The sequence below is a fragment of the Phocaeicola sp. HCN-40430 genome (assembly GCF_037890285.1).
Taxonomy (GTDB): Bacteria; Bacteroidota; Bacteroidia; order Bacteroidales; family Bacteroidaceae; genus Phocaeicola; species Phocaeicola acetigenes.
Window position 1 is genome coordinate 20,237 of the sequence record NZ_JBBKBS010000010.1, and the last position, 24,321, is coordinate 44,557.

At 41.1% G+C, this 24,321-nt stretch carries 25 protein-coding genes; 16 read left to right on the plus strand and 9 right to left on the minus strand.

Annotation, left to right across the window (positions count from 1 at the left end):
- Positions 1 to 400: 400 nt before the first annotated feature.
- Together WKU26_RS06065 and WKU26_RS06070 are read left to right on the plus strand one after the other, a co-directional pair.
- Positions 401 to 979, plus strand: coding sequence for an SMI1/KNR4 family protein (locus WKU26_RS06065; RefSeq protein WP_340321288.1), 579 nt, complete (start codon positions 401 to 403; stop codon positions 977 to 979).
- 375 nt (positions 980 to 1,354) lie between these two features.
- Entirely contained in the window at positions 1,355 to 1,480 is a 126-nt protein-coding gene (locus tag WKU26_RS06070) for a hypothetical protein (protein ID WP_340321289.1), read from the plus strand.
- A 271-nt stretch (positions 1,481 to 1,751) separates the two neighbouring features.
- Here WKU26_RS06070 and WKU26_RS06075 read toward each other — a convergent pair whose 3' ends face one another.
- Together WKU26_RS06075 and serB are read right to left on the minus strand one after the other, a co-directional pair.
- Positions 1,752 to 3,005 (minus strand): DEAD/DEAH box helicase, encoded by a 1,254-nt coding sequence (locus WKU26_RS06075; RefSeq protein ID WP_340321290.1) that lies wholly within the window; start codon positions 3,003 to 3,005, stop codon positions 1,752 to 1,754.
- Positions 3,006 to 3,036: 31 nt separating this feature from the next.
- A complete protein-coding gene (gene serB / locus WKU26_RS06080) occupies positions 3,037 to 4,263 on the minus strand; it encodes a phosphoserine phosphatase SerB (RefSeq protein WP_340321291.1) in 1,227 nt (408 codons plus the stop codon).
- A 432-nt stretch (positions 4,264 to 4,695) separates the two neighbouring features.
- Between serB and WKU26_RS06085 the strand changes: the two genes are divergently transcribed.
- Complete coding sequence (locus WKU26_RS06085) at positions 4,696 to 5,190, plus strand: thioredoxin family protein (RefSeq protein ID WP_340321292.1); 495 nt, start codon at positions 4,696 to 4,698, stop codon at positions 5,188 to 5,190.
- A 98-nt stretch (positions 5,191 to 5,288) separates the two neighbouring features.
- Here the strand turns inward: WKU26_RS06085 and WKU26_RS06090 are convergent, their stop codons facing one another.
- From WKU26_RS06090 to lon, 4 genes are all read right to left on the minus strand, one after another.
- Complete coding sequence (locus WKU26_RS06090) at positions 5,289 to 6,374, minus strand: site-specific integrase (RefSeq protein ID WP_340321293.1); 1,086 nt, start codon at positions 6,372 to 6,374, stop codon at positions 5,289 to 5,291.
- Positions 6,375 to 6,526: 152 nt separating this feature from the next.
- On the minus strand, positions 6,527 to 7,639 hold the full coding sequence (locus WKU26_RS06095) for an LptF/LptG family permease (RefSeq protein WP_269876446.1): 1,113 nt from the start codon (positions 7,637 to 7,639) through the stop codon (positions 6,527 to 6,529).
- A 6-nt stretch (positions 7,640 to 7,645) separates the two neighbouring features.
- Positions 7,646 to 8,776, minus strand: coding sequence for a tRNA guanosine(34) transglycosylase Tgt (gene tgt, locus WKU26_RS06100; protein WP_269876445.1), 1,131 nt, complete (start codon positions 8,774 to 8,776; stop codon positions 7,646 to 7,648).
- Positions 8,773 to 11,250: an endopeptidase La gene (lon, locus tag WKU26_RS06105; RefSeq protein ID WP_445323220.1), complete on the minus strand. Its 2,478-nt coding sequence runs from the start codon at positions 11,248 to 11,250 to the stop codon at positions 8,773 to 8,775. The genes tgt and lon overlap by 4 nt, the downstream gene beginning before the upstream one ends.
- Positions 11,251 to 11,427: 177 nt before the next feature.
- Here lon and WKU26_RS06110 point away from each other — a divergent pair, with 177 nt between their 5' ends.
- Positions 11,428 to 12,138 (plus strand): tRNA1(Val) (adenine(37)-N6)-methyltransferase, encoded by a 711-nt coding sequence (locus tag WKU26_RS06110; protein ID WP_340321294.1) that lies wholly within the window; start codon positions 11,428 to 11,430, stop codon positions 12,136 to 12,138.
- Positions 12,139 to 12,175: 37 nt separating this feature from the next.
- On the opposite strand, the gene WKU26_RS06115 is transcribed toward WKU26_RS06110, so the two are convergent.
- Entirely contained in the window at positions 12,176 to 13,210 is a 1,035-nt protein-coding gene (locus WKU26_RS06115) for a diacylglycerol/lipid kinase family protein (RefSeq protein ID WP_338158668.1), read from the minus strand.
- Between the two features lie 213 nt (positions 13,211 to 13,423).
- On the opposite strand from WKU26_RS06115, the gene spt reads away from it, so the two are divergent.
- Complete coding sequence (spt, locus tag WKU26_RS06120) at positions 13,424 to 14,611, plus strand: serine palmitoyltransferase (RefSeq protein ID WP_340321295.1); 1,188 nt, start codon at positions 13,424 to 13,426, stop codon at positions 14,609 to 14,611.
- Between the two features lie 477 nt (positions 14,612 to 15,088).
- Here spt and WKU26_RS06125 read toward each other — a convergent pair whose 3' ends face one another.
- Positions 15,089 to 15,913 carry a Cof-type HAD-IIB family hydrolase gene (locus WKU26_RS06125; RefSeq protein ID WP_340321296.1) on the minus strand — a complete coding sequence of 275 codons (825 nt, stop codon included), beginning with the start codon at positions 15,911 to 15,913 and terminating at the stop codon, positions 15,089 to 15,091.
- A 107-nt stretch (positions 15,914 to 16,020) separates the two neighbouring features.
- Between WKU26_RS06125 and WKU26_RS06130 the strand changes: the two genes are divergently transcribed.
- Positions 16,021 to 16,692, plus strand: coding sequence for an MgtC/SapB family protein (locus WKU26_RS06130; RefSeq protein WP_340321297.1), 672 nt, complete (start codon positions 16,021 to 16,023; stop codon positions 16,690 to 16,692).
- A gap of 86 nt (positions 16,693 to 16,778) precedes the next feature.
- Here WKU26_RS06130 and WKU26_RS06135 read toward each other — a convergent pair whose 3' ends face one another.
- Positions 16,779 to 16,997, minus strand: coding sequence for a winged helix-turn-helix domain-containing protein (locus WKU26_RS06135; protein ID WP_269876438.1), 219 nt, complete (start codon positions 16,995 to 16,997; stop codon positions 16,779 to 16,781).
- Between the two features lie 232 nt (positions 16,998 to 17,229).
- Between WKU26_RS06135 and map the strand changes: the two genes are divergently transcribed.
- From map to WKU26_RS06185, 10 genes are all read left to right on the plus strand, one after another.
- Positions 17,230 to 18,084: a type I methionyl aminopeptidase gene (gene map, locus WKU26_RS06140; RefSeq protein WP_269876437.1), complete on the plus strand. Its 855-nt coding sequence runs from the start codon at positions 17,230 to 17,232 to the stop codon at positions 18,082 to 18,084.
- 13 nt (positions 18,085 to 18,097) lie between these two features.
- Positions 18,098 to 19,120, plus strand: a complete 1,023-nt coding sequence (tsaD, locus tag WKU26_RS06145; RefSeq protein ID WP_269876436.1) for a tRNA (adenosine(37)-N6)-threonylcarbamoyltransferase complex transferase subunit TsaD — start codon at positions 18,098 to 18,100, stop codon at positions 19,118 to 19,120.
- A gap of 15 nt (positions 19,121 to 19,135) precedes the next feature.
- Positions 19,136 to 19,636, plus strand: a complete 501-nt coding sequence (locus tag WKU26_RS06150) for a CinA family protein (protein ID WP_269876434.1) — start codon at positions 19,136 to 19,138, stop codon at positions 19,634 to 19,636.
- Between the two features lie 103 nt (positions 19,637 to 19,739).
- The gene (rpmB, locus tag WKU26_RS06155) at positions 19,740 to 20,000 is read left to right on the plus strand and encodes a 50S ribosomal protein L28 (RefSeq protein WP_007569552.1); all 261 of its coding nucleotides are present in this window, start codon (positions 19,740 to 19,742) and stop codon (positions 19,998 to 20,000) included.
- 19 nt (positions 20,001 to 20,019) lie between these two features.
- Entirely contained in the window at positions 20,020 to 20,208 is a 189-nt protein-coding gene (gene rpmG, locus WKU26_RS06160) for a 50S ribosomal protein L33 (protein ID WP_005841291.1), read from the plus strand.
- Between the two features lie 9 nt (positions 20,209 to 20,217).
- Entirely contained in the window at positions 20,218 to 20,373 is a 156-nt protein-coding gene (locus WKU26_RS06165) for a DUF4295 domain-containing protein (RefSeq protein ID WP_269876425.1), read from the plus strand.
- Between the two features lie 119 nt (positions 20,374 to 20,492).
- A complete protein-coding gene (gene ftsY / locus WKU26_RS06170; RefSeq protein WP_340321298.1) occupies positions 20,493 to 21,458 on the plus strand; it encodes a signal recognition particle-docking protein FtsY in 966 nt (321 codons plus the stop codon).
- Entirely contained in the window at positions 21,455 to 22,753 is a 1,299-nt protein-coding gene (rimO, locus tag WKU26_RS06175; RefSeq protein WP_340321299.1) for a 30S ribosomal protein S12 methylthiotransferase RimO, read from the plus strand. The genes ftsY and rimO overlap by 4 nt, the downstream gene beginning before the upstream one ends.
- Positions 22,754 to 22,774: 21 nt before the next feature.
- On the plus strand, positions 22,775 to 23,065 hold the full coding sequence (locus WKU26_RS06180; protein WP_340321300.1) for an HU family DNA-binding protein: 291 nt from the start codon (positions 22,775 to 22,777) through the stop codon (positions 23,063 to 23,065).
- Positions 23,058 to 24,185, plus strand: a complete 1,128-nt coding sequence (locus WKU26_RS06185) for an HU family DNA-binding protein (protein WP_340321301.1) — start codon at positions 23,058 to 23,060, stop codon at positions 24,183 to 24,185. Before WKU26_RS06180 ends, WKU26_RS06185 begins: the two co-directional genes overlap by 8 nt.
- Positions 24,186 to 24,321 lie beyond the last annotated feature (136 nt).

Below are 24,321 nucleotides of genomic sequence, written 5' to 3' on the forward strand. Positions count from 1 at the left end.
ATTTGTCAGTTTTATAACTGTAAAATACGAATTGCAAACAATGTATCTTATTTGGTGCTCGGGTAGAAAACAGAAACACGTTTAACCAGTATTATATATCTGCCTCTTAATTTAACTCTGTATAAACATTGATGTTGTCAAAGTGTCATTTTGAACTGGATGTAGAGTTTGTATATTGTTTTTTATTTCTGCTGGATTTTTTGAAAGTTAGGGGTTGTGATAAAATATTATAATAGCAAACACAACTGCTGTGTGCGAATAGCTTTACAATAGATTGTGAAAGATTTGCTTAACTGTTGTAGTAAATTAATTACAAAGGTTTTACTATGCCTCTTTGATTTGCTATCTGTCTGAATTAATTTTCTATCTTTACCGAAGAAGAATTTAACTGAATAAGCTTATGTCGGATAACGGACGATGGGGTATGATGCAACAAGATGCAGAACATATGATAGAGTGTCTACAGACCAGAGGAGTGGGGTTTGATGCGGGATTGTCGGACGAAGAAGTGCAGAATATAGAGCGTACATTTAAGTTTGTGTTTCCACCAGATTTAAAACTTCTTTTACAAACAGCATTACCTGTGTCGGAACGGTTTCCAGACTGGCGGTCGGGAGTAGGAGTGCAATCGATGATGGATTGGCCTGTTGAAGACATTATGTTCGATGTAGAGTATAATAATTTTTGGCTTGAAGAGTGGGGGCAGAAACCAGACTCTTTGGTGCAGCGTGTGTTGACGGTGCGTTCTTTGGCCAAAAAATGGCCTCGTCTTATACCCGTCTATGGTCATCGTTATCTTCCGGCTTTCCCAAGTGAAGCGGGAAATCCCGTATATTCTGTTTATCAAACAGATATTATCTGTTACGGCAATGATTTGCTGACATATCTGTGTCGTGAGTTTAAGATTGCACCGTATCGTTTTTCTTTTCAAAGGAGCAAGCCTAGACAGATTCCATCTTGGGGAGATTTGGCACTGTGAGTTATTGTGTTCTGGGATAGAGGAGGTTCCTAAAGCTAGATATAGAGGTGATAAATGAAGAAAGTCTGAGCTTACCGTCATCTGTTTTGTAGAAAATATTTTTGTCTTTTTGACAATGGAAGAAATTTTTCTATTCCTTTTAGATTGTATGACAAAGTGTCAATTCAGAGTATCAAAAAACGGCCTTATTTGTACCGGAGTGCAGGATTGCCTGTGAAAATGCGATTTTTTAAGGATACGGAAAATGCAATATTAAAGGATAATGGGTGAGTAACGGCGTGTTGTGTAGTTGGTTTATAATAAATGCTTTCATTAATATTGTTGTAATATGTGTAAAGGTGTCTTTTTGATAGTTGGAAAAGTGTGCGAAAAACTGTGGGAAAAACTGTTTTAGCATGTAAAATGTCGGCTGAAAATACGCGATTGGTAGTGTTGGCTTACGTGAATAGTAACGGAAGTGAACGATACAAGTCGCGTAAGCCGATGATACTAGTATCGTAAAGAGGTTTTATGGGTAGAAAAACGATGCGTTATAAGGTATGAAAACATGCTGTATAGCAGAAATACTCATATTCTCAGACTGAAAAAAGGAGATTTGAAGCCTCTTGAATGAAGATAAAAATCAAAATACGCGTTAGCGGAAAACGTGTAAAATGGAAATTATGATTCTATTTCCGTGTTTCTGCTTACAAAATGAATACTGCCGGTTCTCTTTCTACGTGGGGTAGGGAGAACCGGCAGTGCTGTATATAAACGATAGAGCTTTATGTACTTACGATTTGTTTACTCTTTTCTTGAAGAATTTACCGTTGTTGCGCCGGTATCCTTTTTTGTTGTTCTGGTTTTTCTGAGAATTGTTCTTTCTGGCTACCCGAGGTGCATAGAGCGGAGCTTCACCCAACTCGTATGGAACAGGAATTTTGTAAATATCTTTTCCTAAGAAATTTTCTATTTGCTTGAAGCGGGTCTGTTCCGTTTCGCTTACAAAAGTAATGGCACAACCGTCGTGGTTGGCACGGGCTGTACGTCCGATACGGTGTACATAATCTTCACTGTCGTGAGGGACGTCGTAGTTGATAACCAGACGGATGTCGTCAATGTCAATTCCTCTGGCAACGATGTCGGTAGCGATAAGAATATTGATTCTGCTGTTGCGGAATTCGTGCATGATTTCTTCGCGTTGGCTCTGGTCCAGGTCGGAGTGCATTTCGCCTACGTTCAGCTTCATTCGTTTCAGTGATTTGGTAACTTCTTTTACCTTCTGTTTGGAAGAAGCAAAGATGATGACACGTTCGGGCTGTTGCTCGGAGAACAGCGATTCGATAATGCCTAATTTCTGAGTCTCATAACAAATATAGGCTGTCTGTATAATTTTTTCGGCGGGTTTGGATACTGCCAGTTTGACCTCTTCCGGATTGTTCAGAATGGTTTTGGCCAACTGTTGTATCTTGGTGGGCATGGTAGCCGAAAACATGATGGTTTGCCGTTCTTTGGGAAGATGTTTTACTATCTGCATAATGTCGTCGGCAAATCCCATATCGAGCATACGGTCGGCCTCATCGAGGATGAAGAATGATACCTTCGACAGGTCTACGTATCCCAGACTGATGTGGCTGATGAGTCGGCCTGGAGTGGCGATTACTACGTCTGCTCCCAGTGTAAGGCCTTTTTTCTCCTGCTCAAATCGTACTCCGTCGTTTCCTCCGTAAATGGCCACACTTGAGATGGACATGAAGTAGGAGAAACCTTCCATCTGCTGGTCTATCTGTTGTGCCAGTTCGCGGGTAGGCGACATGATGATGCAGTTGATGGAGTCTTCGGGATATCCGCCTTTGCTCAACTGATTGATGACGGGTAGCAGGTAGGCAGCCGTTTTTCCGGTACCGGTCTGTGCTACACCGATAAGGTCTTTTCCTTCGAGAATGACCGGAATAGTATGTTCTTGTATAGGAGTGCATTCTTTGAAATTCATGGCATCCAATGCCTGCAGAACACTCTCCTCTAAGTTCAGTTCTGAAAATTTCATATATAGTAATATCCGTTTTTGTTATCGTTGACTATAGTTTGCCGCGTTCGTCCAAATATGAATCTTTGAATCCCAGAAAGTACAATACACCGTCAAGACCAATTGTATTGATCGACTGGCGGGCATTGGCTTTTACTTTGGGTTTGGCATGGAAGGCAATACCAAGTCCGGCTACGGAGAGCATAGGCAGGTCGTTAGCACCATCGCCTACTGCAATGGTTTGTGCGATGTCTACATTTTCTACCTGAGCTAAGAGTTGCAGCAGTTCCGCTTTTCGTTTTCCATCCACAATGTCGCCTATGTGGCGTCCGGTGAGTTTCCCATCTACAATTTCCAGGTTGTTCGCGTATACGTAGTCGATGCCGAATTTCTCTTTCAGATAGTTTCCAAAGTAAGTAAAACCTCCGGAAAGAATGGCTATTTTGTATCCATATCGCTTTAGTACGTACATCAGGCGTTCTACGCCTTCGGTGATGGGCAGATGCTCGGCAATATCACGCATTACGCTTTCGTCGAGTCCCTTTAGCAGAGCCACCCGTTCCTTGAAACTTTCGATGAAGTCTATTTCCCCTCTCATGGCCCGTTCGGTAATGGCTTGTACCTGTTCGCCTACTCCTGCACGTTTGGCCAGTTCGTCTATTACTTCTGTTTCTATCAAGGTAGAATCCATATCGAAACAAATCAGACGGCGCATGCGGCGGTACATGTTATCTTGCTGGAAAGAGAAATCCATTCCCAGTGTGGTACTGAGTTCCATCAGACGGCTCTGAAGCACATCACGGTCTTTGGGAGTTCCTCTCACAGAGAATTCGATGCAGGCACGTATGCGTGCTTTCTTCTCATCCAGGGGCATACGTCCTGTCAGACGGCGTATGGCATCAATGTTCAAACCCTGTTCGGCCAGAATCTGTGTGGCGCCCGCTATTTGCTGGGCAGTCAGTTTTCTTCCAAGCAGAGTCAGGATGTAACGGTTCTTTCCCTGCATGCTTACCCATTCTTCATATTCTTCTCGTGTAATGGGGTAGAAGCGGATATTGATACCTAAGGCAGAAGCTTTGAAAAGCAATTCTTTCATAATATTACCCGAATCTTTTTCGTAGCATTTAAACAGGATACCCAATGAGAGGGTACTGTGAATATCGGCCTGTCCGATGTCCATGATGTCCACATCGTATGTCGACAGGATTTCTGTAATGGAAGCTGTCAGTCCCGGACGGTCCAAGCCGCTGATTCGGATTAATATTAGTTCGGTATTCATAGTTTGCCTTATTCCATAATTATTATATTGCAAATGTAACGATTTTATTGGATTCGGGCGCATAAAAAGGTATCAATTATCCCCTTGGAAGCATATGGAAGCCATATTATGGTAATTTTAAAGGGGGAAATTTATTTACAGAGAGGAGAACTGAGAGGATGGAATGGAGAAGATTTGCCGAATTCCGTCATGGGTTAATCGTGCAGGTGTAGGGATGGATGAAGGTAGAAAATAATTTCTTTTTTGTGAAAATATGCTCAAAAACATAAAGTTTTATTTGTTTTTGTAGGATGAATGATGAAAAACACTTATTTTTGCACCGGATTTCAAAATGAAAGGGGTATTGGGCGACCAATATCTATAAGATGATGTTCCGAGTAGAAATCACTGTGAAGGGACAGACTCGGATAGTATTAACTAAAATCAAATTACATGATTAAAAGTGTAAAATGGTTTTTTGTTGTATTGATATTCAGTTCTTTCATTTCTTTTTCATTTGAAGAAGAAAGAGTTTCGGCAGAGACTTTGACTGTAGGAGAGAAAGCTCCGGAGTTGCTACTCTGCAATCAGACGCAGTCGCTCGACCTGCGTGCCGGTGACGGTAAGTATACTTTGTTGAGCTTTTGGGCAAGTTATGATGCGGCTTCCCGAGTAAAAAACGCAGCATTAAGCAAAGAGGTGCGGGATTATGACCGCATAAAGATGATTTCTGTTTCTTTCGACCATTATGCGTCGGTATATCGGCAGGCTGTCAAACAAGATGGAATTCAGTTGCCGGAAAGTTATGTAGAAACAGAAGGCGCTAATTCCAAAGCTTTTCAGGCGTACGGTCTGGAAAATGGTTTCGGCAATTATCTGTTGGATAGTAACGGGGTGATTATTGCCAAGAATCTGGATGCAGAGGAATTGTCTTCTTATCTGAATTGATGGGAAGAGTCAACATTGAATAAAATTGAATACAACAAAAAGCAAAAGTTGCTTTGTCACAAGGAAACTTGTACAAAGCAACTTTTTCATTTTTTAGCTTATTTGTTCAGGCTCTTTCTGGTAACAAGCATACGGTTGATGAGCTTTTGGTTGGCTTGGTCTAACTTTTGCTTTTCCAGCGCTTTCATGTAAATACGTGTGGTTTTTTCTGAAGTGTGCCCCAAACTTTCACTGATAATGGATACGGAGATTCCTTGCTCTTTGGCCAGTGAGGCCCATGTATGGCGGGATACATAAGATGAAAGATGATATTGGTCGCCCAGGAGTTTGCTGAGCTGGTTGAGCCGTTTGTTGTAGACTCCCAACTGGTAACGGTATTCTCTGTAATTGTCTGCGGGGGATGTGTCTCTTAAAATAGGGAATAAATACCCGGCTTGAGAAGTGTCGGCGTAACGATTTAGAATTTCAAGACTGGGAGATTCCAGCTTTACAGTGATTTGCTGATGGGTTTTACGCCTGTAATAAGTAAGATAGTTGCCGTAAATGTGTGATTTCTTCAGAAAAGCAATATCGACAAAGGATATTCCGCGTACATAGATGCTGAATAGGAAAAGGTCCTTGGCCAGTTGCAGGGTGGGACGTTTACTGCAGTCCAGACTGATAAGTTTACGTATCAGACGCTTGGGGATTCCTCTTTTTCTGGTGTTTTCGTATCCGGTAAAGGCACGGATAAAAGGAGATTGTTGCGGAGTAAGTTCCAATTCTACTGCTTTGTTGTAGATGGCGCGCAGAGTACGCAGGTAACACGATATTGTATTCAGGTTGCAACCTTGATTCTGGAGATATTTTTCGAAATTATCGATAAACAAAGGAGTGATGGAGTGGAAAGGGAGAGGAGTAAATGATACATACTGATGTAATCGGGCGATAGCCGTTCGGTAGTTTCTTGCAGTATTGAACCTCGATGCTTTTGTCATATTCTCCGTTTCGGCACGGGCAAACTGGAAAAAGTCTGTCTGCTGTTTCGGAGGTGGGGAGGTTCGGAAGGAATTGTTTTTTGTGTACTGCGCCTGTAGTTTCTTTACTGTAGTGGCTAACTCTTGCTGAATTTTTTGCAAGGCTTCTGCATCGTATTCGGAACCTGTTCCGAATGATACTTCAAAACGAATGTTGATACTGTTCATAATATATATTATTAAGGAGTAAACCTAATAATATAGGTCAGTCACAGTTTTCTTCGGAGAAAAACAAAATACACCCTAAAAGTAAGTACTGCTTTTAGGGTGTATTCTGATGTTTTCGGAAAGATTTTCTCTTCTTCTTGTAGAGAAAGTCTTTATTTCGGTGCTTTCCGATAGAGGTAGATTGCAATAAACAAATAGAGAATATTAGGTATCCATACTGCAATGCCTGCCGGGAGGTTTCCATTGATGGCAAATGTAGACGATACAGTCTGGAACAAAATGTAAGAGAAGCTTAGTGCAATACCGATACCCAGATGGAGTCCCATGCCACCTTTCATTTTGCGTGAAGATAGTGAAAGACCGATTGTTGTCAGGATAAATGCGGCAAATGACATCGCTATTCGTTTGTGATATTCTACCTCGAATACCTTGATATTGGCAAAACCTCTCTGTCTCTGTTTGGCTATGTAGTCACTCAGTTCGGAGCTGGTCATCGTTTCCTGCTGTCCGCGTGTGATAAGGAAGTCTTGCGGTTCCATTTTGATGACGGAATCTATCACATCTCCTTTCGTGATGTATTCGCGCATACCTTTCATCTCACGAATCATATAGTCTTTTATAATCCATTTGTGCACACTGGTCGTATCGTAAGTCACACGCCGTGCCGTGAGATGGGATACCAACTTGTGGTTTTCGAACTTGTCCAACGAGAAACGATATCCGGTTTTATTGTAATCCTCATACCGTTCCATATAGGCTATTACGCCTGAATCTACTTCCAATTGTACATTGCGTACATAATCTACCTTTTTCTTTTTCTTGTATACCTGTTCGAACTTCAGGCGGGTGACACTTCCAGTAGGAATGACTTCCGTACTCAGTCCGTAGGTTACAAGAGAGATGATGGCGGCCGAAATCATATAAGGGCGCATCAGCCGTTTAAAACTCATGCCCGTAGAGAACATGGCTATAATCTCAGAATTCTCTGCCAGTTTGGAGGTAAAGAATATTACGGCAATGAAAACAAACAACGGACTGAAAAGATTGGTATAATAAGGTATGAAGTTCAGGTAATAGTCGAAGACAATTGCCTTGAGTGGTGCCTTATTATTGATAAAGTGGTCGATGTTTTCATTGATATCGAATACTACTGCAATGGAGATAATCAATGCGATAGCAAAGAAATAAGTTCCAAGGAACTTGACAATGATGTATCGGTCAAGTCTTTTCAGCCACTTTGTCTGTTTGAAAAAGTTTTTATTCATGACTTTTTATAATCGCGTTGATAAACGTTTTACCATTGCCGGCTTCCATGTAGAGAAATCACCTGCAATAATGTGCTTACGGGCTTCACCTACTAACCAGAGGTAGAATGCCAGATTATGGATGGAGGCAATCTGCATGGCCAGCAATTCTTGTGCATGGAACAGATGGCGCAGATAGGCACGGCTGTACATCGTATCTACGTAAGAGGCACCGTCGGCTTCGATGGGTGAATAATCGTTCTCCCACTTTTTGTTGCGCATGTTCATGATACCGTCTTTGGTAAATAGCATTCCGTTTCGTCCGTTTCGGGTAGGCATTACGCAGTCGAACATGTCGACTCCTCGTTCAATACCTTCCAGAATGTTGACCGGTGTTCCTACCCCCATCAGGTAACGAGGTTTGTCGGTCGGAAGAATTTCGTTTACCACTTCAATCATTTCATACATCTTTTCCGTCGGTTCTCCTACTGCCAGACCTCCAATGGCATTTCCATCTGCATTTTTTGATGCGATGTATTCGGCAGAACGGCGGCGCAGGTCAGGGTATACACAGCCTTGCACAATAGGGAAGAGTGATTGCTCGTATCCGTATTTGGGCTCCGTTTCATTGAAGCGGGTAATACAACGATCCAGCCAGCGGTGAGTCAATTCCATGGATTTCTTGGCATACTCGTAGTCTGAAGTTCCCGGAGCACACTCGTCGAAAGCCATCATGATATCGGCACCAATCGTACGTTCGATATCCATGACACGCTCTGGAGTGAAAAGATGTTTCGATCCGTCTATGTGAGAACGGAACTCTACTCCTTCTTCCTTCATCTTGCGAATGCCGGAAAGAGAGAATACCTGGAAGCCACCACTGTCGGTCAGCATGGGACGGTCGAAACCGTTGAACTTATGTAGTCCACCGGCTCCTTCGATGATGTCCAATCCCGGACGAAGGTACAAATGATAGGTATTACCTAAGATGATTTGTGCCTTGATATCGTTTTTCAACTCGTGCAGGTGAACACCTTTTACCGTGCCCAGTGTACCTACTGGCATGAAAATGGGAGTTTCAATCTGCCCGTGAGCTGTGGTGATAAGCCCGGCACGTGCATTCGACCGGGCATCTTTATATTGCAATTCGAATTTCATGTTGTTTTCTTCTCTTCTTCCGTTATGGTAAAATCGATTGGATCAGCGACCTTTTCGTTTGTCAGAGCCAGTTCCAATACTTCTTTAATATCTTTTACATAGTGGAAAGTCAGTCCCTTCAGGTAGATAGGCTGTATTTCCTCAATGTTTTTACGGTTCTCTTCACAAAGAATAATATCCTTGATACCTGCTCGTTTGGCTGCCAGTATCTTTTCTTTGATACCGCCTACAGGAAGTACTTTTCCTCTCAAAGTGATTTCTCCTGTCATGGCAAGGTTTGCTTTCACTTTACGTTGAGTCAAGGCTGAAGCAAGCGAGGTTACCATGGTGATACCTGCAGAAGGTCCGTCTTTTGGAATAGCTCCTTCCGGTACGTGGATGTGGATGTTCCAGTTGTCGAAGATACCTTCGGGCAAATCCAGCAGATGGGTATGCGATTTCAGATACTCCAATGCCAACATGGCAGATTCTTTCATTACATCGCCCAGATTACCGGTCAGTGTCAGACGTCCACCCTTTCCTTTGCTCAAGCTTGTTTCTACAAACAGGATTTCTCCTCCTACAGCAGTCCATGCCAGTCCGGTTACTACTCCGGCATATTCGTTGCCCTGGTATTTGTCGCGGGAGTATTCCGGTGCTCCCAGGAATTTCTTGATATCTGCCGGCTTCAGATCGTAGTTGGGAACCTCATCCTGACTGGCTGTTTCAAGAGCAATCTTACGCAGTACCTTGCTGATTTTCTTTTCCAGTTCGCGTACACCGCTTTCACGTGTATGATACTCTACGATATACTCGATGGCAGCCTTGTTGAACTTGATGTTCTCTTTTTTCAGTCCGTTGGCTTCCAATTCTTTCGGTATCAGATGGCGACGTGCTATCTCAATCTTTTCTTCCGTAATGTAACCGCTTACCTCAATCAGCTCCATACGGTCGAGCAGAGGAGTCGGGATAGTACCCAGATTGTTGGCTGTTGCGATGAACATTACTTTCGACAAATCATAGTCCATATCGATGTAATTGTCGTGGAATGTATTGTTCTGTTCCGGATCGAGTACTTCCAGCATTGCCGATGACGGATCGCCCCGGTGGTCGCTGCCCAACTTATCTATTTCATCAAGGATAATGACCGGATTGGATGTCTCGGCTTTTATCAGGCTCTTGATAATACGTCCGGGCATGGCACCGATGTATGTTTTACGATGTCCGCGGATTTCCGATTCATCGTGTACACCGCCCAATGACATACGTACATATTTACGTTTAAGTGCTGCTGCAATAGAACGTCCTAAAGAGGTTTTTCCTACTCCCGGAGGACCGTACAGACAGATAATCGGCGATTTCAAATCACCTTTCAGTTTCAGTACCGCCAGATGTTCAAGAATACGTTCTTTTACTTTCTCCAGTCCGTAATGATCTTTGTCCAATACTTTTTTAGCATTGTTGATGTTAATCACATCGGTAGTATAGGTATCCCATGGAAGAGCCAGAAGAGTCTGCAGGTAAGTCAACTGTACATTGTAATCGGGTGATTGGGAGTTGATTCGCTCCAACTTAGCCAACTCCTTCTCGAATGTCTTTGCAACTTCCTTCTTCCATTTCTTTTCCTGACTTTTCTTGCGCAGCTCTTCGATGTCTCCATTTTCGCCTTGTCCCAATTCGTCTTGGATGTTTCGGATTTGCTGTTGCAGGAAGTATTCTTTCTGCTGGCGATCCAAGTCTTCCCGGGTACGAAGCTGGATATTTTGCTTAAGAGTTGCCAATTGTATTTCTCTGTTCAATACCTGAATAAGACGATACAATCGCTCCTTCAGAGAGTTTGCACTTAACAGGTCGAATTTGGAGTCGATAGGGAACGGGAAATTAGATGAAATAAAATTCACCAGAAGTTCCGGTGTTTCCAGATTCTTGATAGCTACAGAAGTGTCTGGGCTAATCCGGTCGGATACTTCTATGTATTTCATACTTTGCTCGCGGCAAGTATCCATCAATGCCTTGAATTCGTCTGTATTTTCTACAGTCATATCATCTTCGGCTACAGTGACTTTCCCTTTCATATAAGGATGGGTAGAAGTTATCTTGTCAAGATAAACCTTCGGTCCATGAGCCTGTACGATAGCTGTGGTGTTCCCTCCGGGTATTTCGAAGACACGAAGTATGCGTCCGATAACTGCTACAGGAAATAAATCCTTCAGTTCCGGCTCTTCTACTTCGCTCACTTTCTGTGTAGCCAGGACTATCAGTTTCTTTTCCTTTAAAGCTGCATCTACCAGCTTCAGTGTAGGCGGGCGTCCTATAGCTACAGGCATTATAACAGTGGGGAAAACAACCATATTACGCAGTGTCATAATAGGCAACTCCTGATCGATGTCTTTCACTTCGACAACGGGAGCTGTATCTTCTATTTCGGCCATCATTGCAATATCCTCGTTTTCTGTATTCATTAAAAGATGTTCTTTTTTTCTCTTTTTTATCATAGCTGTTTTTATGTTCTTATTTTTATGGCTTTGCAAATGGTTGCAAAAACGTTACAAAGTTAATCATTCTGCTTTTAATATGGAAATGTAATACCTTATATTGCATTAAAGAATGTAAGGTTTTATGGTTTTATATAAATAAGTTTTGCGTATTTTTGGCGAAAATTTGAGAAGTATATGCCAAATCCTTTCTTTCAGTTTAAAAAGTTTACGGTTTACCATGATAAGTGTGCCATGAAAGTCGGTACAGATGGAGTTCTTTTGGGAGCTTGGGCTTCTGTAGAGAATGCACGGCGGATACTGGATATCGGTACGGGCACGGGGCTGATTGCTTTAATGCTGGCCCAACGTTCGGATGCGTCTGTTGTTGGGGTAGATATTGATGAAGCTGCAGTAGAGCAGGCTCGTGAAAACATCGAACGTTCCGAGTGGAAGAATCGGATTGTGGTAGAACATAAAGATGTACGTGATTTGTCTGGAGAAAAGTATGGCTTGTTTGATGTCATTGTATCGAATCCTCCATATTTTACCGAAGCTGTATATTGTCCGGACAAGCAGCGGAATACTGCCAGACATATGGATAGCCTGCCGTTTGATGAGTTGTTGCAGGCTGTAGACAGACTGCTTGCCGAAGAGGGATGCTTTTCGGTGATTCTTCCGTCGGGGGTTGCCCCGGACTTTATAGCGAATGCACTTCACTATCGGTTGTATCTGTGCCGGCAGACTTTTGTGCATACCAAGCCTGAGGCTGTTCCTAAAAGAGTTCTTATGGCTTTTTCGCGTATGGCATCGGAATGTAAAACTGAACATCTGGTTGTGGAACTGGCCCGGCATGAGTATTCTCCTGAATATATAGCTTTAACCCGTGACTTTTATTTGTCGATGTAAAATACAGGGCAGGAGAGTGGAAAAGAGCAAGAACGCTTTAATCCTTCTTGCTCAGTCTTCGTAAGATATTTTGATTTAGCTTGACCAGTTGTTTGTGTCTGTGAGCCAGTGTGGTGGTAAGGGGACGCTTGTCTACAAAATCGGTCAGGTTTTGCAGGAGGCTAAAAGGGTCGAATGTCTCCTTAGGCTTTTCTGGGGTAATGATATGTAGTCCTTTGGGCTTGATTTCCACTTCCAGATCTTTTCCTCCTATCATCGGGTCGCCATCAAAATGGAATACACCTTCCTTGCTTCTGTGGATAATGATTTTTTTATCCGTCATAGTTTTGATACGGCTGTTCTGGTCGATAGTTTTATTGAATAACTGGAATGACAAGGCCGGTACATCCAAGACAGTAAACGGCTCCAGGATGGTAATATTCATTAATCCGTCTGTCAGAGAAGCTTGTGGAGCAATGTATGCATTGTTCCCGTATTGAGAGGCGTTGGCGCAAGCAATGAGAAACGCTTTGTATTTTACTGTTCCCTCGGAATTTTCTATTTCGTATGTTTCAGGACGGTATGTCAGACTCTCATGAAGTGTATTTTCCAGATAAGTCAGCAGTCCTCTTTTCCCCGAATCTGCAAATTTCAAACTGACAAATGCATCAAACCCTACGCCACAGGTACAGAAGAACAGATGACCGTCTATGATTCCATAATCGATGGTTGTCTGAAACCCCTTGTTGAGTGTGTCGATAGCTCCTTTTGCATCCATGGGTATGTGTAAATGACGGGCCAGACCATTGCCTGAGCCACATGGAATAATTCCCAATGCTGTGTTTGTATGTACCAATGAACGCCCGATTTCATTTATCGTGCCATCTCCTCCAATTGCTACTACTATATCGCAGCCTTCTTCACTGGCTTTTCTGGCTATTTCGGAAGCATGGCCGGCATATTCGGTTCTACAAACAGTATATTCGTATTTTGTTAAGTCTAATTTTTTCTCTATCAAGTCCAAAATGGCTTGTTTTCCGTGGGTTCCGGATATGGGGTTGACTATAAATGTTATTTTTTTCTTTGCATCCATATTTTTGAGTCCGTTAGGGCTTTTAGATAAGACAAAATTACGATTATTTTGTTTATAATTCATCCGTTTTTTTGGAGAAATGATAGTTTGATTGTTTTTTTTAATCGGATGAATGTTTTACTTTCCGATTTTTTGTATCTTTGCGCGTTCTTTTAAAAAACGGCATTTATAATAAATAATGTAAGTTGAGTAAACTTACTCTACATTTTAGATATGGGATTATTACAAGACAAATTAAGTAAATTCAGAGTGCCTCAAATGTATATGGAGAGAGGCGTTTATCCTTATTTTCGTGAAATAGACAGTGCCCAGGATACAGAGGTAATGATGGACGGAAAGAAGGTCTTGATGTTTGGGTCTAATTCTTATATGGGATTGACTCATGACAGTCGAATAATCGAAGCTGCTATTGCTGCAACTCGTAAATACGGTACAGGATGTGCGGGGTCGCGTCTGTTGAATGGAACTCTTGATATTCATGTGGAACTGGAAAAAGAGTTGGCTGAGTTTGTTGGTAAAGACGAAGCGCTTTGTTTCTCTACCGGATTTACAGTAAACGAAGGTGTTATCCCTCAGCTGGTTGGTCGTGGCGACTATGTGATTTGTGATGACCGTGACCACGCTTCTATTGTAGATGGACGCCGTTTGTCTTTTGCTAATCAGGTGAAATACAAGCATAATGACATGGACGCTTTGGAGAAAGAACTTCAGAAGTGTGAGCCGGATGCAATTAAACTGATTGTTGTAGACAGTGTCTTCTCCATGGAAGGTGATTTGGCAAACTTGCCTGAAATCGTGCGTCTGAAAAAGAAATACAACGCTACTATTTATGTAGATGAAGCTCATGGATTGGGTGTGTTTGGTCGTCAGGGACGTGGTGTCTGCGATCATTTTGGTGTAACAGAGGATATTGACCTTATTATGGGTACATTCAGCAAATCACTTGCTTCTATCGGTGGTTTTGTGGCAGGTGATAAGGATACAATCAACTGGTTGCGTCATAATGCCCGTTCATATATATTCCAGGCAAGTAACACACCGGCAGCTACTGCGGCAGCCAGAGAAGCGCTTCGTATTTTCAAAACAGAACCGGAACGTCAGGAAAACTTGTGGAAGATTACAAACTATGCATTGAAGAGCTTCCGCGAGGCTGGTTTTGAAATCGGTGAAACAGAAAGTCCGATTATCCCATTGTATGTACGTGATACAGACAAGACTTTCGAGGTAACTAAACTGGCGTTTGATGAAGGTGTGTTTATTAATCCGGTTATTCCTCCTGCATGTCATCCTCAAGATACGTTGGTGCGTTTTGCATTGATGGCTACTCATACAAAAGAGCAGGTTGATTTTGCGATTGAAAAACTGATTAAATGCTTTAAGCAGTTGGATATCTTGAAATAATATACGAATTATTCAGTATACAGAAAGAGAGGTTGTTTCATGGCTTGAAACGACCTCTTTTTTTGTATTTGGATTTCTTTGTATTAAAAAGCTGTGTGGTGTAATGTATATTTATTTCAATTCGCTCGGAATCGGAGGTTGGAATTCTTGCTTCTCGATAGTCGGGTAGTGCGGCTGGGATAAAAAGATGGTGATGAATGTCGTAAGTTTTAGCCGCCGTCGTTGATTATGGATTTGCCGCTGTGGGATGCACAGCCAACGTGGGCGAATGTGCAGCCGACGTCGTCGTTTTTAATCAGTTTATAGAATCATGCGTTTATGTGTATGGCAATTAATGTATTTCCTGCAGGTGTGTAGAAAGTCTGATGGAGATGTGAAAAAAATCCTGCAAGATTGCTGTGTTTGAAATAGCTATCCTGCAGGGCCTTATGTTTAATCAGAAAAGCAAGTGCTTTGCTGAAAATGGTATCGAAAACTTTATTTATCTGTGTTTTCTGATAAAATAAACTTCTCTACAACATGTGCAACTCCGTCTTCTTCGTTGGATAAAGTGATGAAGTCGGCGTTTTCTTTTACGACTTCTTGTGCATTGCTCATGGCAACTCCCAGTCCGGCATATTTTATCATGGAAAGGTCGTTGAATCCATCACCTACGGCAATCATTTCGTCTTTGGTCATGCCGATTTCTTTTAATAACACGGCCAGCGATTGGGCTTTGTCTATGCCTTTGGGTACAAGTTCCAGAAAGTATGGCTCCGAACGGAATACCCCCATCCGGTCGTGCAGATGGTTATACATTTCTTTTTCCAAAACAGCCAGCCGGGTAGGTTCTCCTACAATGAGACATTTTGCAATAGGGTGTTGTACTGCTTTAAGGAAATTGTCTACTTTCTTAATTTTCATCACATTAAGCAGTGCTTCCTTGAGTACGTATTCATCGTCTGGATATTCGGTCAGTACATATTCTCCATCGTATGTGACAATGGCAAAGTGGTTGTCGTTGGCACATTGATATAAATAAGGAAGCACTTCCGGGTCCAGAAGATTCTTATAAAGTAAATCACCTGTTTTCCAGTCAATGATTTCTCCGCCATTGTACGACAAAACATAGCCTTCGTATTTGTCCAATTGCAGCAGGTTGGCCAGAGGGGCAATGCCATAAGTTGGTCTTCCGGAAGCCAATACGATTTTCAGCCCCTGTTCTTGTGCCTTGATAAGTGTAGTACGTGTGTGTTCGGTCACCTCTTTTCGGGTATTGGTCAATGTCCCGTCGAGATCTAATACTAAGAGTTTATATTTCATAGAGTTTTAATACGTAGATTAATGAGGCAAAGATAGTATAATATTCGAAGTTTTTATTTATCTTTCGGGGTAAACGAAGGTATTTTCTTTAAAAAAAAAGAATAGATATGACAGAATTGTTTTGGGATTTTGCTTTAAGACTTTTTGTGGCTGGAGCAATGGGAGTACTGATCGGTTTGGAGCGTGAGTACCGTGCTAAGGAGGCTGGTTATCGTACGCATTTTTTGGTCGCCTTGGGAAGTGCATTGATTATGATTGTTTCTCAATATGGCTTTATGGATGTGTTGAAGGCTGATTTGGTTCGTCTTGACCCCAGTCGGGTGGCTGCCCAGGTTGTTACGGGAATAGGTTTTATAGGTGCTGGAACCATTATTCTGCAGAAACAGGTGGTACGTGGCTTGACGACCGCTGCGGGAATTTGGGCTACTTCGGGTATTGGACTGGCTGTAGGAGCTGGAATGTATGGAATAGGGATAATGGCTACGGTTCTTGTGCTTATTGGTTTGGAAACGTTGAGTTTCTTTTTTAAAAGTATGGGCATGAGAAATATGATGATAGAATTCTCTGCTCCCAATAAAGAAGCGATACGTAAGGTGTCCTCCAACTTTAATTCGAAGAATTATGTAGTTGTATCGTATGAGATGACAGAGATTGCTGTGGGAGGTGATGTGGTTTATCGGGTTACGATGGTGATTAAAGCCAAACGTATGAATGAGGAAGGGTTATTGCTGATGTTTTTGCAGGATTTTCCTGATATTACGGTAAATAAGATAATATAAATAACGGGTTCTGATGTATGTTGATATAATCAGAACCCGTTAACGCTGGATGAGATTGTCCGTGTGCTGCAAATGTGTACCCTTTGTCATCCTATGTATACATTTACGCTTAAAAATAGAGTGTCGTTTTCCTTGTTGATGTCAAAGTCTATTTTGTTTTCACGGGCAAGCCATCCGATAGCTGCATTTAGATCTCTGTCGGACAGTCCCGATGCAGTCTTTAGTTGTTCGTAACTCCAATGGGCGTTATTTTTTAATACATTCCAAACGATGCCTGCATTTGTTCCAATTTGATATTTGTCCATACGCTAATAAATTTATGGGTTCTCTGATAAAATAAAATTATTTGCGGCAATTTAAGATAAAAAATCTATTAATGAAAGCTTTTTGCTTGCGTTTTATTAATAGAGTCTTCTTGTTTAACACTTTTTAATGTATCAGGAAATCAGTTTGTAACTTATATGGATATTTTTATCTTTAATCTTCGTTGATTCTTTTTTTTCTGTTAACTTTGCAATACTTTTGAATCGTATAAGTATGAGAAGAAATAAGATAAACTGGAGGGTTCCCAAAGGGGCTGAATTGACAGAGTTGGATAAGAAAGTCCTTTATTATCAGAATAAAGGATGTTTGGTTCCTACTCGTCAGTTGATTAAGACTCCAGAACAGATCGAGGGAATTCGTCGTAGTGGCATAATAAATACCGGTGTATTGGATTTGGTTGAAAGTGAAATCCGTGCAGGAATGAGCACTGCTCAAATAGATAAGTTGGTGTATGACTATACGGTGGCTCATGGAGCTATTCCGGCTCCGCTGAATTATGAAGGATTCCCTAAGAGTGTATGTACGTCAATCAATGAAGTGGTGTGCCACGGAATCCCTTCGGAAGATGAAATCCTGGAAGAGGGAGATATCATAAATGTGGATGTCTCCACTATATTGGATGGCTATTATTCGGATGCTTCGCGTATGTTTATTATCGGGAAAACTACTCCGGAAAAAGAAAAGCTGGTTAACGTTGCCAAAGAATGCCTCGAAATAGGTATGCAGGCTGCACAGCCTTTTGGCTTTGTGGGAGATATAGGCAATGCCATTGAAAAGCATGCCAAAAAGAATGGCTTTTCGGTGGTTCGCGATTTGTGTGGACATGGAGTGGGATTGGAATTTCATGAAGAGCCGGATGTAGAGCATTTTGGCAAGAAGGGAACAGGTATGCTGTTGGTACCGGGTATGGTCTTTACTATTGAACCTATGATTAATATGGGAACATGGGAGGTTTTTGTGGACGAAGAAGACGGATGGACGGTAGTAACAGAGGATGAATTGCCTTCTGCTCAATGGGAGCATACATTTGTGATGACGGAAAATGGCTTGGAAATCTTAACGCATTAATTACGTAGAAATTATGGATACAATAATATTGGGTATAGAGTCGTCTTGTGACGATACGTCGGCTGCAGTAATTAAGAATGGTGTATTGCTTTCGAGTGTAATTGCAAGTCAGGCTGTACACGAAGCGTATGGAGGTGTGGTGCCGGAACTGGCTTCCAGAGCACACCAGCAGAATATTGTACCGGTGGTACATGAGGCTTTGAAGCGTGCCGGAGTAACAAAAGAACAGTTAAGTGCAATTGCGTTTACTCGTGGGCCGGGCTTGATGGGTTCTCTGCTGGTAGGCGTTTCCTTTGCAAAAGGATTGGCTCGTTCTTTGGGTATTCCGATGATTGATGTGAATCATTTGCAGGGGCATGTGTTGGCACATTTTATAAAAGAATCGGAAGAAGATCAGAATCAGCCTAAATATCCGTTTATTTGTCTGCTGGTTTCAGGAGGAAATTCTCAGATTATCCGTGTGAATGCTTATAATGATATGGAAGTGCTTGGCCAGACCATTGATGATGCGGCAGGTGAGGCTATTGACAAATGTTCAAAGGTAATGGGACTTGGTTATCCGGGAGGACCGATTATCGACCGTTTGGCTCGTCAGGGAAATGCTAAGGCGTATACATTTAGCAAGCCTCATATTCCTGGTTATAATTATAGCTTCAGTGGTTTGAAGACTTCTTTCCTTTATTCTCTGCGTGAATGGCTGAAGGATGATCCTGATTTTATAGAGCATCACAAGGAAGATCTGGCAGCTTCGTTAGAAAAAACGATTGTAGATATCCTTATGGACAAGTTGCGCAAAGTCGTGAAAGATACAGGTATTAATGAAGTGGCTGTTGCCGGTGGTGTTTCTGCAAATAACGGTTTGCGGAATGCGTATCGTGAGCATGCTGAAAAATATGGCTGGAAGATATATATCCCTAAATTTGGGTATACCACAGATAATGCGGCAATGATTGCGATTACAGGATACTATAAGTTTTTAGATAAAGATTTTTGTTCAATAGATCAGCCGGCTTATTCGCGGGTTACAATTAAATAAAAAGAGGGGGTTGTTATGTCAGTAGAGACGAAAATATTAAGTAAGGAAATTAGTGAAATCTTTTGGAAGGAAGGTTTTTCACTTTCTACAGCAGAAAGTTGTACTGCAGGAAATGTAGCAGCTATTATTACAGCTGTTCCGGGAAGTTCTCATTTTTATAAAGGGGGTATAGTGGCTTATGCAAATGAACTGAAGCAAAATATCTTGCAGGTGAAAGCTGAGACATTGGAAACTTACGGGGCTGTCAGCGAGGAAACAGTCATAGAAATGGTAAAAGGTGCAATGCAGGTATTCAATACAGATTTTGCTGTGGCTACTTCGGGTATTGCTGGTCCTGCAGGTGGTACACCGGAAAAGCCTGTCGGTACTATTTGGGTGGCTGCAGGTTGTAAAGACAAGATTGTCACTGCTAAATTAACAGAAGATAACGGACGGGATAAAAATATACAATCGGCAACCAAAAAGACGCTTCAATTGCTTTTGGATATCTGTCAAAAGCAAGAAAATGAGTTGTAAAACATAATTAGTTGCTGAAATACTTGTATATATAAAATAAAATGACTTACTTTGCACTCCGTTTGAGAGAACCAAGAATAAAACTATAAAAAATCAGATAGAAATGTCGAAAATTTGTCAAATTACCGGAAAGAAAGCCATGATTGGCAACAATGTTTCACACTCAAAGAGAAGAACTAAAAGAACTTTCGATGTGAACTTGTTTACTAAGAAATTCTACTATGTAGAACAGGATTGCTGGATTAGCCTGAATATCTGTGCTAACGGCTTGCGAGTTATTAACAAAAAAGGCCTGGACGCAGCGCTGAATGAAGCAGTTGCTAAAGGTTACTGTGATTGGAAAACTATCAAAATTATTGGTTAATTAAAAGGAGAGAAAGACTATGGCTAAGAAAGCTAAAGGAAATAGAGTACAGGTAATCCTTGAATGCACAGAAATGAAGGATAGTGGTATGCCGGGAACTTCTCGTTATATTACAACTAAAAACAGAAAAAATACCACTGAAAGATTGGAATTGAAAAAGTACAATCCTATTTTGAAAAGAGTTACAGTTCATAAAGAAATTAAATAATAACAGACCATGGCAAAGAAAACAGTCGCAACCCTTCAGACAGGTAAAGAAGGACGTTCTTATACTAAGGTTATCAAAATGGTTAAGTCTCCTAAAACTGGTGCTTACGTATTTGATGAACAGATGGTTCCTAATGAAAAAGTACAGGAATTTTTCAAGAAATAATTTAGCTAATATAATTTGCTAGTAAAAGTTCCTTCCATTGTTAAATGGAAGGAACTTTTTTTGTGTGTGTACGAGATTAGTTTTATCTTTGTGCTATTAATAGATAATTATTGATTTGTATGGGATTTTTTAGTTTTTTCTCAAAAGAAAAGAAAGAGACCTTAGATAAGGGGTTATCCAAGACCAAAGAGAGTGTGTTTAGTAAGATTGCGCGTGCTGTGGCAGGCAAATCTAAAGTAGACGATGAAGTATTGGATAATTTGGAAGAAGTCCTGATTACATCCGATGTAGGGGTGGAAACAACTCTGAATATTATTAAGCGTATAGAAAAAAGAGTGGCACAGGATAAGTATGTGAATACTCAGGAACTTAATAATATTCTGAGAGAAGAAATTGCCGCCTTATTAACTGAAAATAACACAGTAGATGCTGATGAATTTTCTGTTCCTGAAGGGAAACATCCTTATGTGATTATGGTTGTGGGGGTAAATGGAGTTGGAAAAACTACAACCATAGGAAAGTTGGCTTATCAATTTAAGAAGGCTGGTAAATCGGTTTATCTGGGAGCTGCCGATACTTTCCGAGCTGCAGCTGTAGAGCAGTTGGTGATTTGGGGAGAACGTGTAGATGTTCCGGTAATCAAGCAGCGTATGGGAGCCGATCCGGCATCTGTTGCTTTCGATACCTTGAGTTCTGCTGTGGCTAATAATGCAGATGTGGTAATTATTGATACTGCCGGTCGCCTGCATAATAAAGTAGGATTGATGAATGAGCTTACCAAAATCAAGAACGTAATGCGTAAAGTCGTTCCCGATGCACCTCATGAAGTTTTGTTGGTATTGGATGGCTCTACCGGACAGAATGCTTTTGAACAAGCTAAACAGTTTACGCTGGCTACAGAGGTAAATGCTATGGCAGTAACCAAGTTGGATGGTACTGCTAAGGGTGGTGTTGTAATTGGTATCTCAGACCAGTTTAAAATTCCTGTTAAATATATCGGACTGGGTGAGGGTATTGAAGATTTGCAAATATTCCGCCGGAAAGAATTTGTGGAATCATTGTTTGGCTCAAATACAGATAAATGAAAAAAAATACAGTAGATATAATCACTTTAGGGTGTTCGAAAAATCTGGTTGATTCTGAAAAGTTGATGAAGCAACTGGAAGCAAACGGCTATAAAGTAACTCATGATAGTGAAAATCCTCAGGGAGAAATTGCGGTAATTAATACTTGTGGCTTTATTGGTGATGCTAAGGAGGAATCTATTAATATGATTCTGGAGTTTTGCCAGGCCAAGGAGGAAGGTAGACTGAAAAAACTTTATGTGATGGGATGTCTGTCTGAACGCTATTTAAAAGAATTGCAGATGGAGATTCCTCAAGTTGATAAGTTTTATGGAAAATTCAACTGGAATGAATTGCTGGCTGATTTGGGAAAAGCTTATCATTCTGAATTTGCCATAGAAAGACACCTGACAACTCCTAAGCATTATGCTTATCTGAAAATATCGGAGGGATGCGACCGTAAATGCTCGTATTGTGCCATTCCTATTATAACAGGGCGCCATGTATCTCGACCTATGGAAGAGATATTGGATGAGGTGCGGTTGCTGGTTTCCGAAGGGGTAAAAGAGTTTCAGGTAATAGCTCAGGAACTGACCTACTATGGAGTAGATCTGTATAAAAAGCAAATGCTTCCGGAACTGATTGACCAGATGGCAAAAATCCCTGGTGTAGAGTGGATTCGTTTGCATTATGCTTATCCAGCTCATTTCCCGACTGAATTGTTCCGGGTAATGCGTGAAAATCCGAATGTTTGTAAATATATGGACATTGCTTTGCAGCATATTAGCGATAATATGCTACAGAAAATGCGTCGTCATGTGTCAAAGGATGAGACTTATGCTTTGATTGAGCAATTCCGAAAAGAAGTTCCGGGCATCCACTTACGTACCACTTTGATGGTAGGACATCCTGGAGAAACAGAACAGGATTTCGAGGAACTGAAGGAGTTTGTCCATAAAGCACGTTTTGATAGAATGGGAGCTTTTGCATATTCTGAAGAAGAAGGAACTTATTCTGCTCAACACTACGAGGACAATATTCCGCAGGATGTGAAACAGCAGCGTTTGGATGAATTAATGGAAATGCAGCAGGAAATTTCTGCTGACTTAAGTCATGCCAAAATCGGAAAGGAGATGAAGGTGATTATAGACCGTATGGAAGGGGAATACTATATTGGTAGAACTGAATTTGATTCTCCGGAAGTGGATCCTGAAGTATTGATTAAGGCAGAAGGGAATTCTCTTCAGATAGGTTCATTCTATCAGGTGAAGGTTTATGATGCCGATGATTTCGATTTGTATGCATCATTAGTATAATATAGGATAAAAGCGGAAGACATGAATCATAAAGAGTTTATCGGCGAATTGTCTCGCCGCTTAGGATATACCAACAAAGATGCTACCCGTCTGGTGGCGTCTTTGGTGGATATTATGGGAGAAGAATTGCTGGAAGGAAAAACATTGACTTTCCAGGGATTCGGAACTTTCGAGGTGAAAAAAAGGTTGGAGCGTATTTCTGTAAATCCAGTTACTAAACAGCGTCTGCTGGTACCTCCAAAATTGACATTGAATTATAAGCCCAGTCCATTATTAAAGGAAAAGTTTAAAAAGAATTCGTTTGATGAATGATAAAACAACTTTACAAGATCTGATAGGATTGTTAGCGCAGCGTCATCAGATGGAGACAACGGATGCCGAGGTCTTCGTGAAGACTGTGCTGAGCTTGATAGAGGAAGCTCTTGAAAAGGATAAATATGTCAAAATTAAAGGATTGGGAACCTTTAAGCTGATAGAAATAGAGGAGAGAGAAAGTGTTGATATAAATACGGGAGAACGTATTAGAATACAAAGCCATTCTCGCATTTCTTTTCTTCCTGATTCTTCGTTGCGGGAATTGGTAAATAAACCTTTTTCTCATTTTGAAACAGTCGTGTTGAATGAAAATACTCATTTTGACGATTTGGAAGAAGTTTCAAGCATAGAGAAAGAGGAAACAGAAGAAAATGAAGAACAGGAAATTGTTTCTGAAGTGGAACCGGCAGAGCAATCACAAGATTTAACTGTCGTAGAAACGCAGGAAAATAAAGTCTCTAAGGATGTTCCCCTTGTAAAGGAAACAGAAGAAAGAGAAAATATTGCAGAACATAAAGAGGAAACGCAATTGAATTTGGAGGAGGACAAGAAAACTCGTTTGCCTTGGTGTATGATTGCGTCTGTACTTTTGGCTGGAGTAATTCTTGGTGGTGGAATTATTTGGGGACTACTTTCTGGACGGAGGTATATTCCGGAAGCTTACTTGTCTTCTTTAGTGAAAGAGCAGGAGGCAATACCTTTATCTAATTCATCTTGCAAGGATAGTTCGGCTGTATTGAAGCAGGTTCCAACGGAGTCTGTGGTTGATACACTTAAAGTAGAACAAATAATACCGAAAAAGGATACGTTGAAGCAATCCTCTGAGCGAAATAAGGTTTCTGCAGAGTCTACTGCAAAAGGCCAAGTAGTCGGAGCAAAATCCTCAAAACAAACCGCAGAAAGTCTTTCAGATACAGTGGAATATGTAATTTCAGGTACTAAATTCACATATACAATTGGAGAGGGAGAGACTTTGGTCCGTGTTGCACTTAAATTCTATGGCAATAAAAAATTATGGCCTTATTTGGTGAAGCATAATGCAAATATTATCAAGGATCCGAACAATGTGCCGGCTGGATTGATTATTAATATTCCTGAACTGACTCCTCGAAAATAAGCCATTATTGTATCGGAAGAGAATAGAAAGAGTGTGATTTTGTTCATTTTTCTGTCTTTTTGAATGAATTTTGCTTTTGTTTTTGCTCTCTTCCAAATTAAATATTTACTGTGTAGGCAATATTTTTTAATAAAAA

Coding starts and splice junctions, on each gene's coding strand:
- WKU26_RS06090 (WP_340321293.1), bottom strand. CDS start 6,374: ATGAACAGTATCAACATTCGTTTTGAAGTATCATTCGGAACAGGTTCC.
- WKU26_RS06095 (WP_269876446.1), bottom strand. CDS start 7,639: ATGAATAAAAACTTTTTCAAACAGACAAAGTGGCTGAAAAGACTTGAC.
- tsaD (WP_269876436.1), top strand. CDS start 18,098: ATGGATACAATAATATTGGGTATAGAGTCGTCTTGTGACGATACGTCG.
- serB (WP_340321291.1), bottom strand. CDS start 4,263: ATGAATACCGAACTAATATTAATCCGAATCAGCGGCTTGGACCGTCCG.
- lon (WP_445323220.1), bottom strand. CDS start 11,250: ATGATAAAAAAGAGAAAAAAAGAACATCTTTTAATGAATACAGAAAAC.
- WKU26_RS06115 (WP_338158668.1), bottom strand. CDS start 13,210: ATGGATGCAAAGAAAAAAATAACATTTATAGTCAACCCCATATCCGGA.
- map (WP_269876437.1), top strand. CDS start 17,230: ATGAGAAGAAATAAGATAAACTGGAGGGTTCCCAAAGGGGCTGAATTG.
- rpmG (WP_005841291.1), top strand. CDS start 20,020: ATGGCTAAGAAAGCTAAAGGAAATAGAGTACAGGTAATCCTTGAATGC.
- WKU26_RS06130 (WP_340321297.1), top strand. CDS start 16,021: ATGACAGAATTGTTTTGGGATTTTGCTTTAAGACTTTTTGTGGCTGGA.
- WKU26_RS06075 (WP_340321290.1), bottom strand. CDS start 3,005: ATGAAATTTTCAGAACTGAACTTAGAGGAGAGTGTTCTGCAGGCATTG.
- WKU26_RS06135 (WP_269876438.1), bottom strand. CDS start 16,997: ATGGACAAATATCAAATTGGAACAAATGCAGGCATCGTTTGGAATGTA.
- spt (WP_340321295.1), top strand. CDS start 13,424: ATGGGATTATTACAAGACAAATTAAGTAAATTCAGAGTGCCTCAAATG.
- ftsY (WP_340321298.1), top strand. CDS start 20,493: ATGGGATTTTTTAGTTTTTTCTCAAAAGAAAAGAAAGAGACCTTAGAT.
- WKU26_RS06110 (WP_340321294.1), top strand. CDS start 11,428: ATGCCAAATCCTTTCTTTCAGTTTAAAAAGTTTACGGTTTACCATGAT.
- WKU26_RS06180 (WP_340321300.1), top strand. CDS start 22,775: ATGAATCATAAAGAGTTTATCGGCGAATTGTCTCGCCGCTTAGGATAT.
- WKU26_RS06125 (WP_340321296.1), bottom strand. CDS start 15,913: ATGAAATATAAACTCTTAGTATTAGATCTCGACGGGACATTGACCAAT.
- WKU26_RS06150 (WP_269876434.1), top strand. CDS start 19,136: ATGTCAGTAGAGACGAAAATATTAAGTAAGGAAATTAGTGAAATCTTT.
- WKU26_RS06165 (WP_269876425.1), top strand. CDS start 20,218: ATGGCAAAGAAAACAGTCGCAACCCTTCAGACAGGTAAAGAAGGACGT.
- rpmB (WP_007569552.1), top strand. CDS start 19,740: ATGTCGAAAATTTGTCAAATTACCGGAAAGAAAGCCATGATTGGCAAC.
- rimO (WP_340321299.1), top strand. CDS start 21,455: ATGAAAAAAAATACAGTAGATATAATCACTTTAGGGTGTTCGAAAAAT.
- WKU26_RS06065 (WP_340321288.1), top strand. CDS start 401: ATGTCGGATAACGGACGATGGGGTATGATGCAACAAGATGCAGAACAT.
- WKU26_RS06085 (WP_340321292.1), top strand. CDS start 4,696: ATGATTAAAAGTGTAAAATGGTTTTTTGTTGTATTGATATTCAGTTCT.
- tgt (WP_269876445.1), bottom strand. CDS start 8,776: ATGAAATTCGAATTGCAATATAAAGATGCCCGGTCGAATGCACGTGCC.
- WKU26_RS06185 (WP_340321301.1), top strand. CDS start 23,058: ATGAATGATAAAACAACTTTACAAGATCTGATAGGATTGTTAGCGCAG.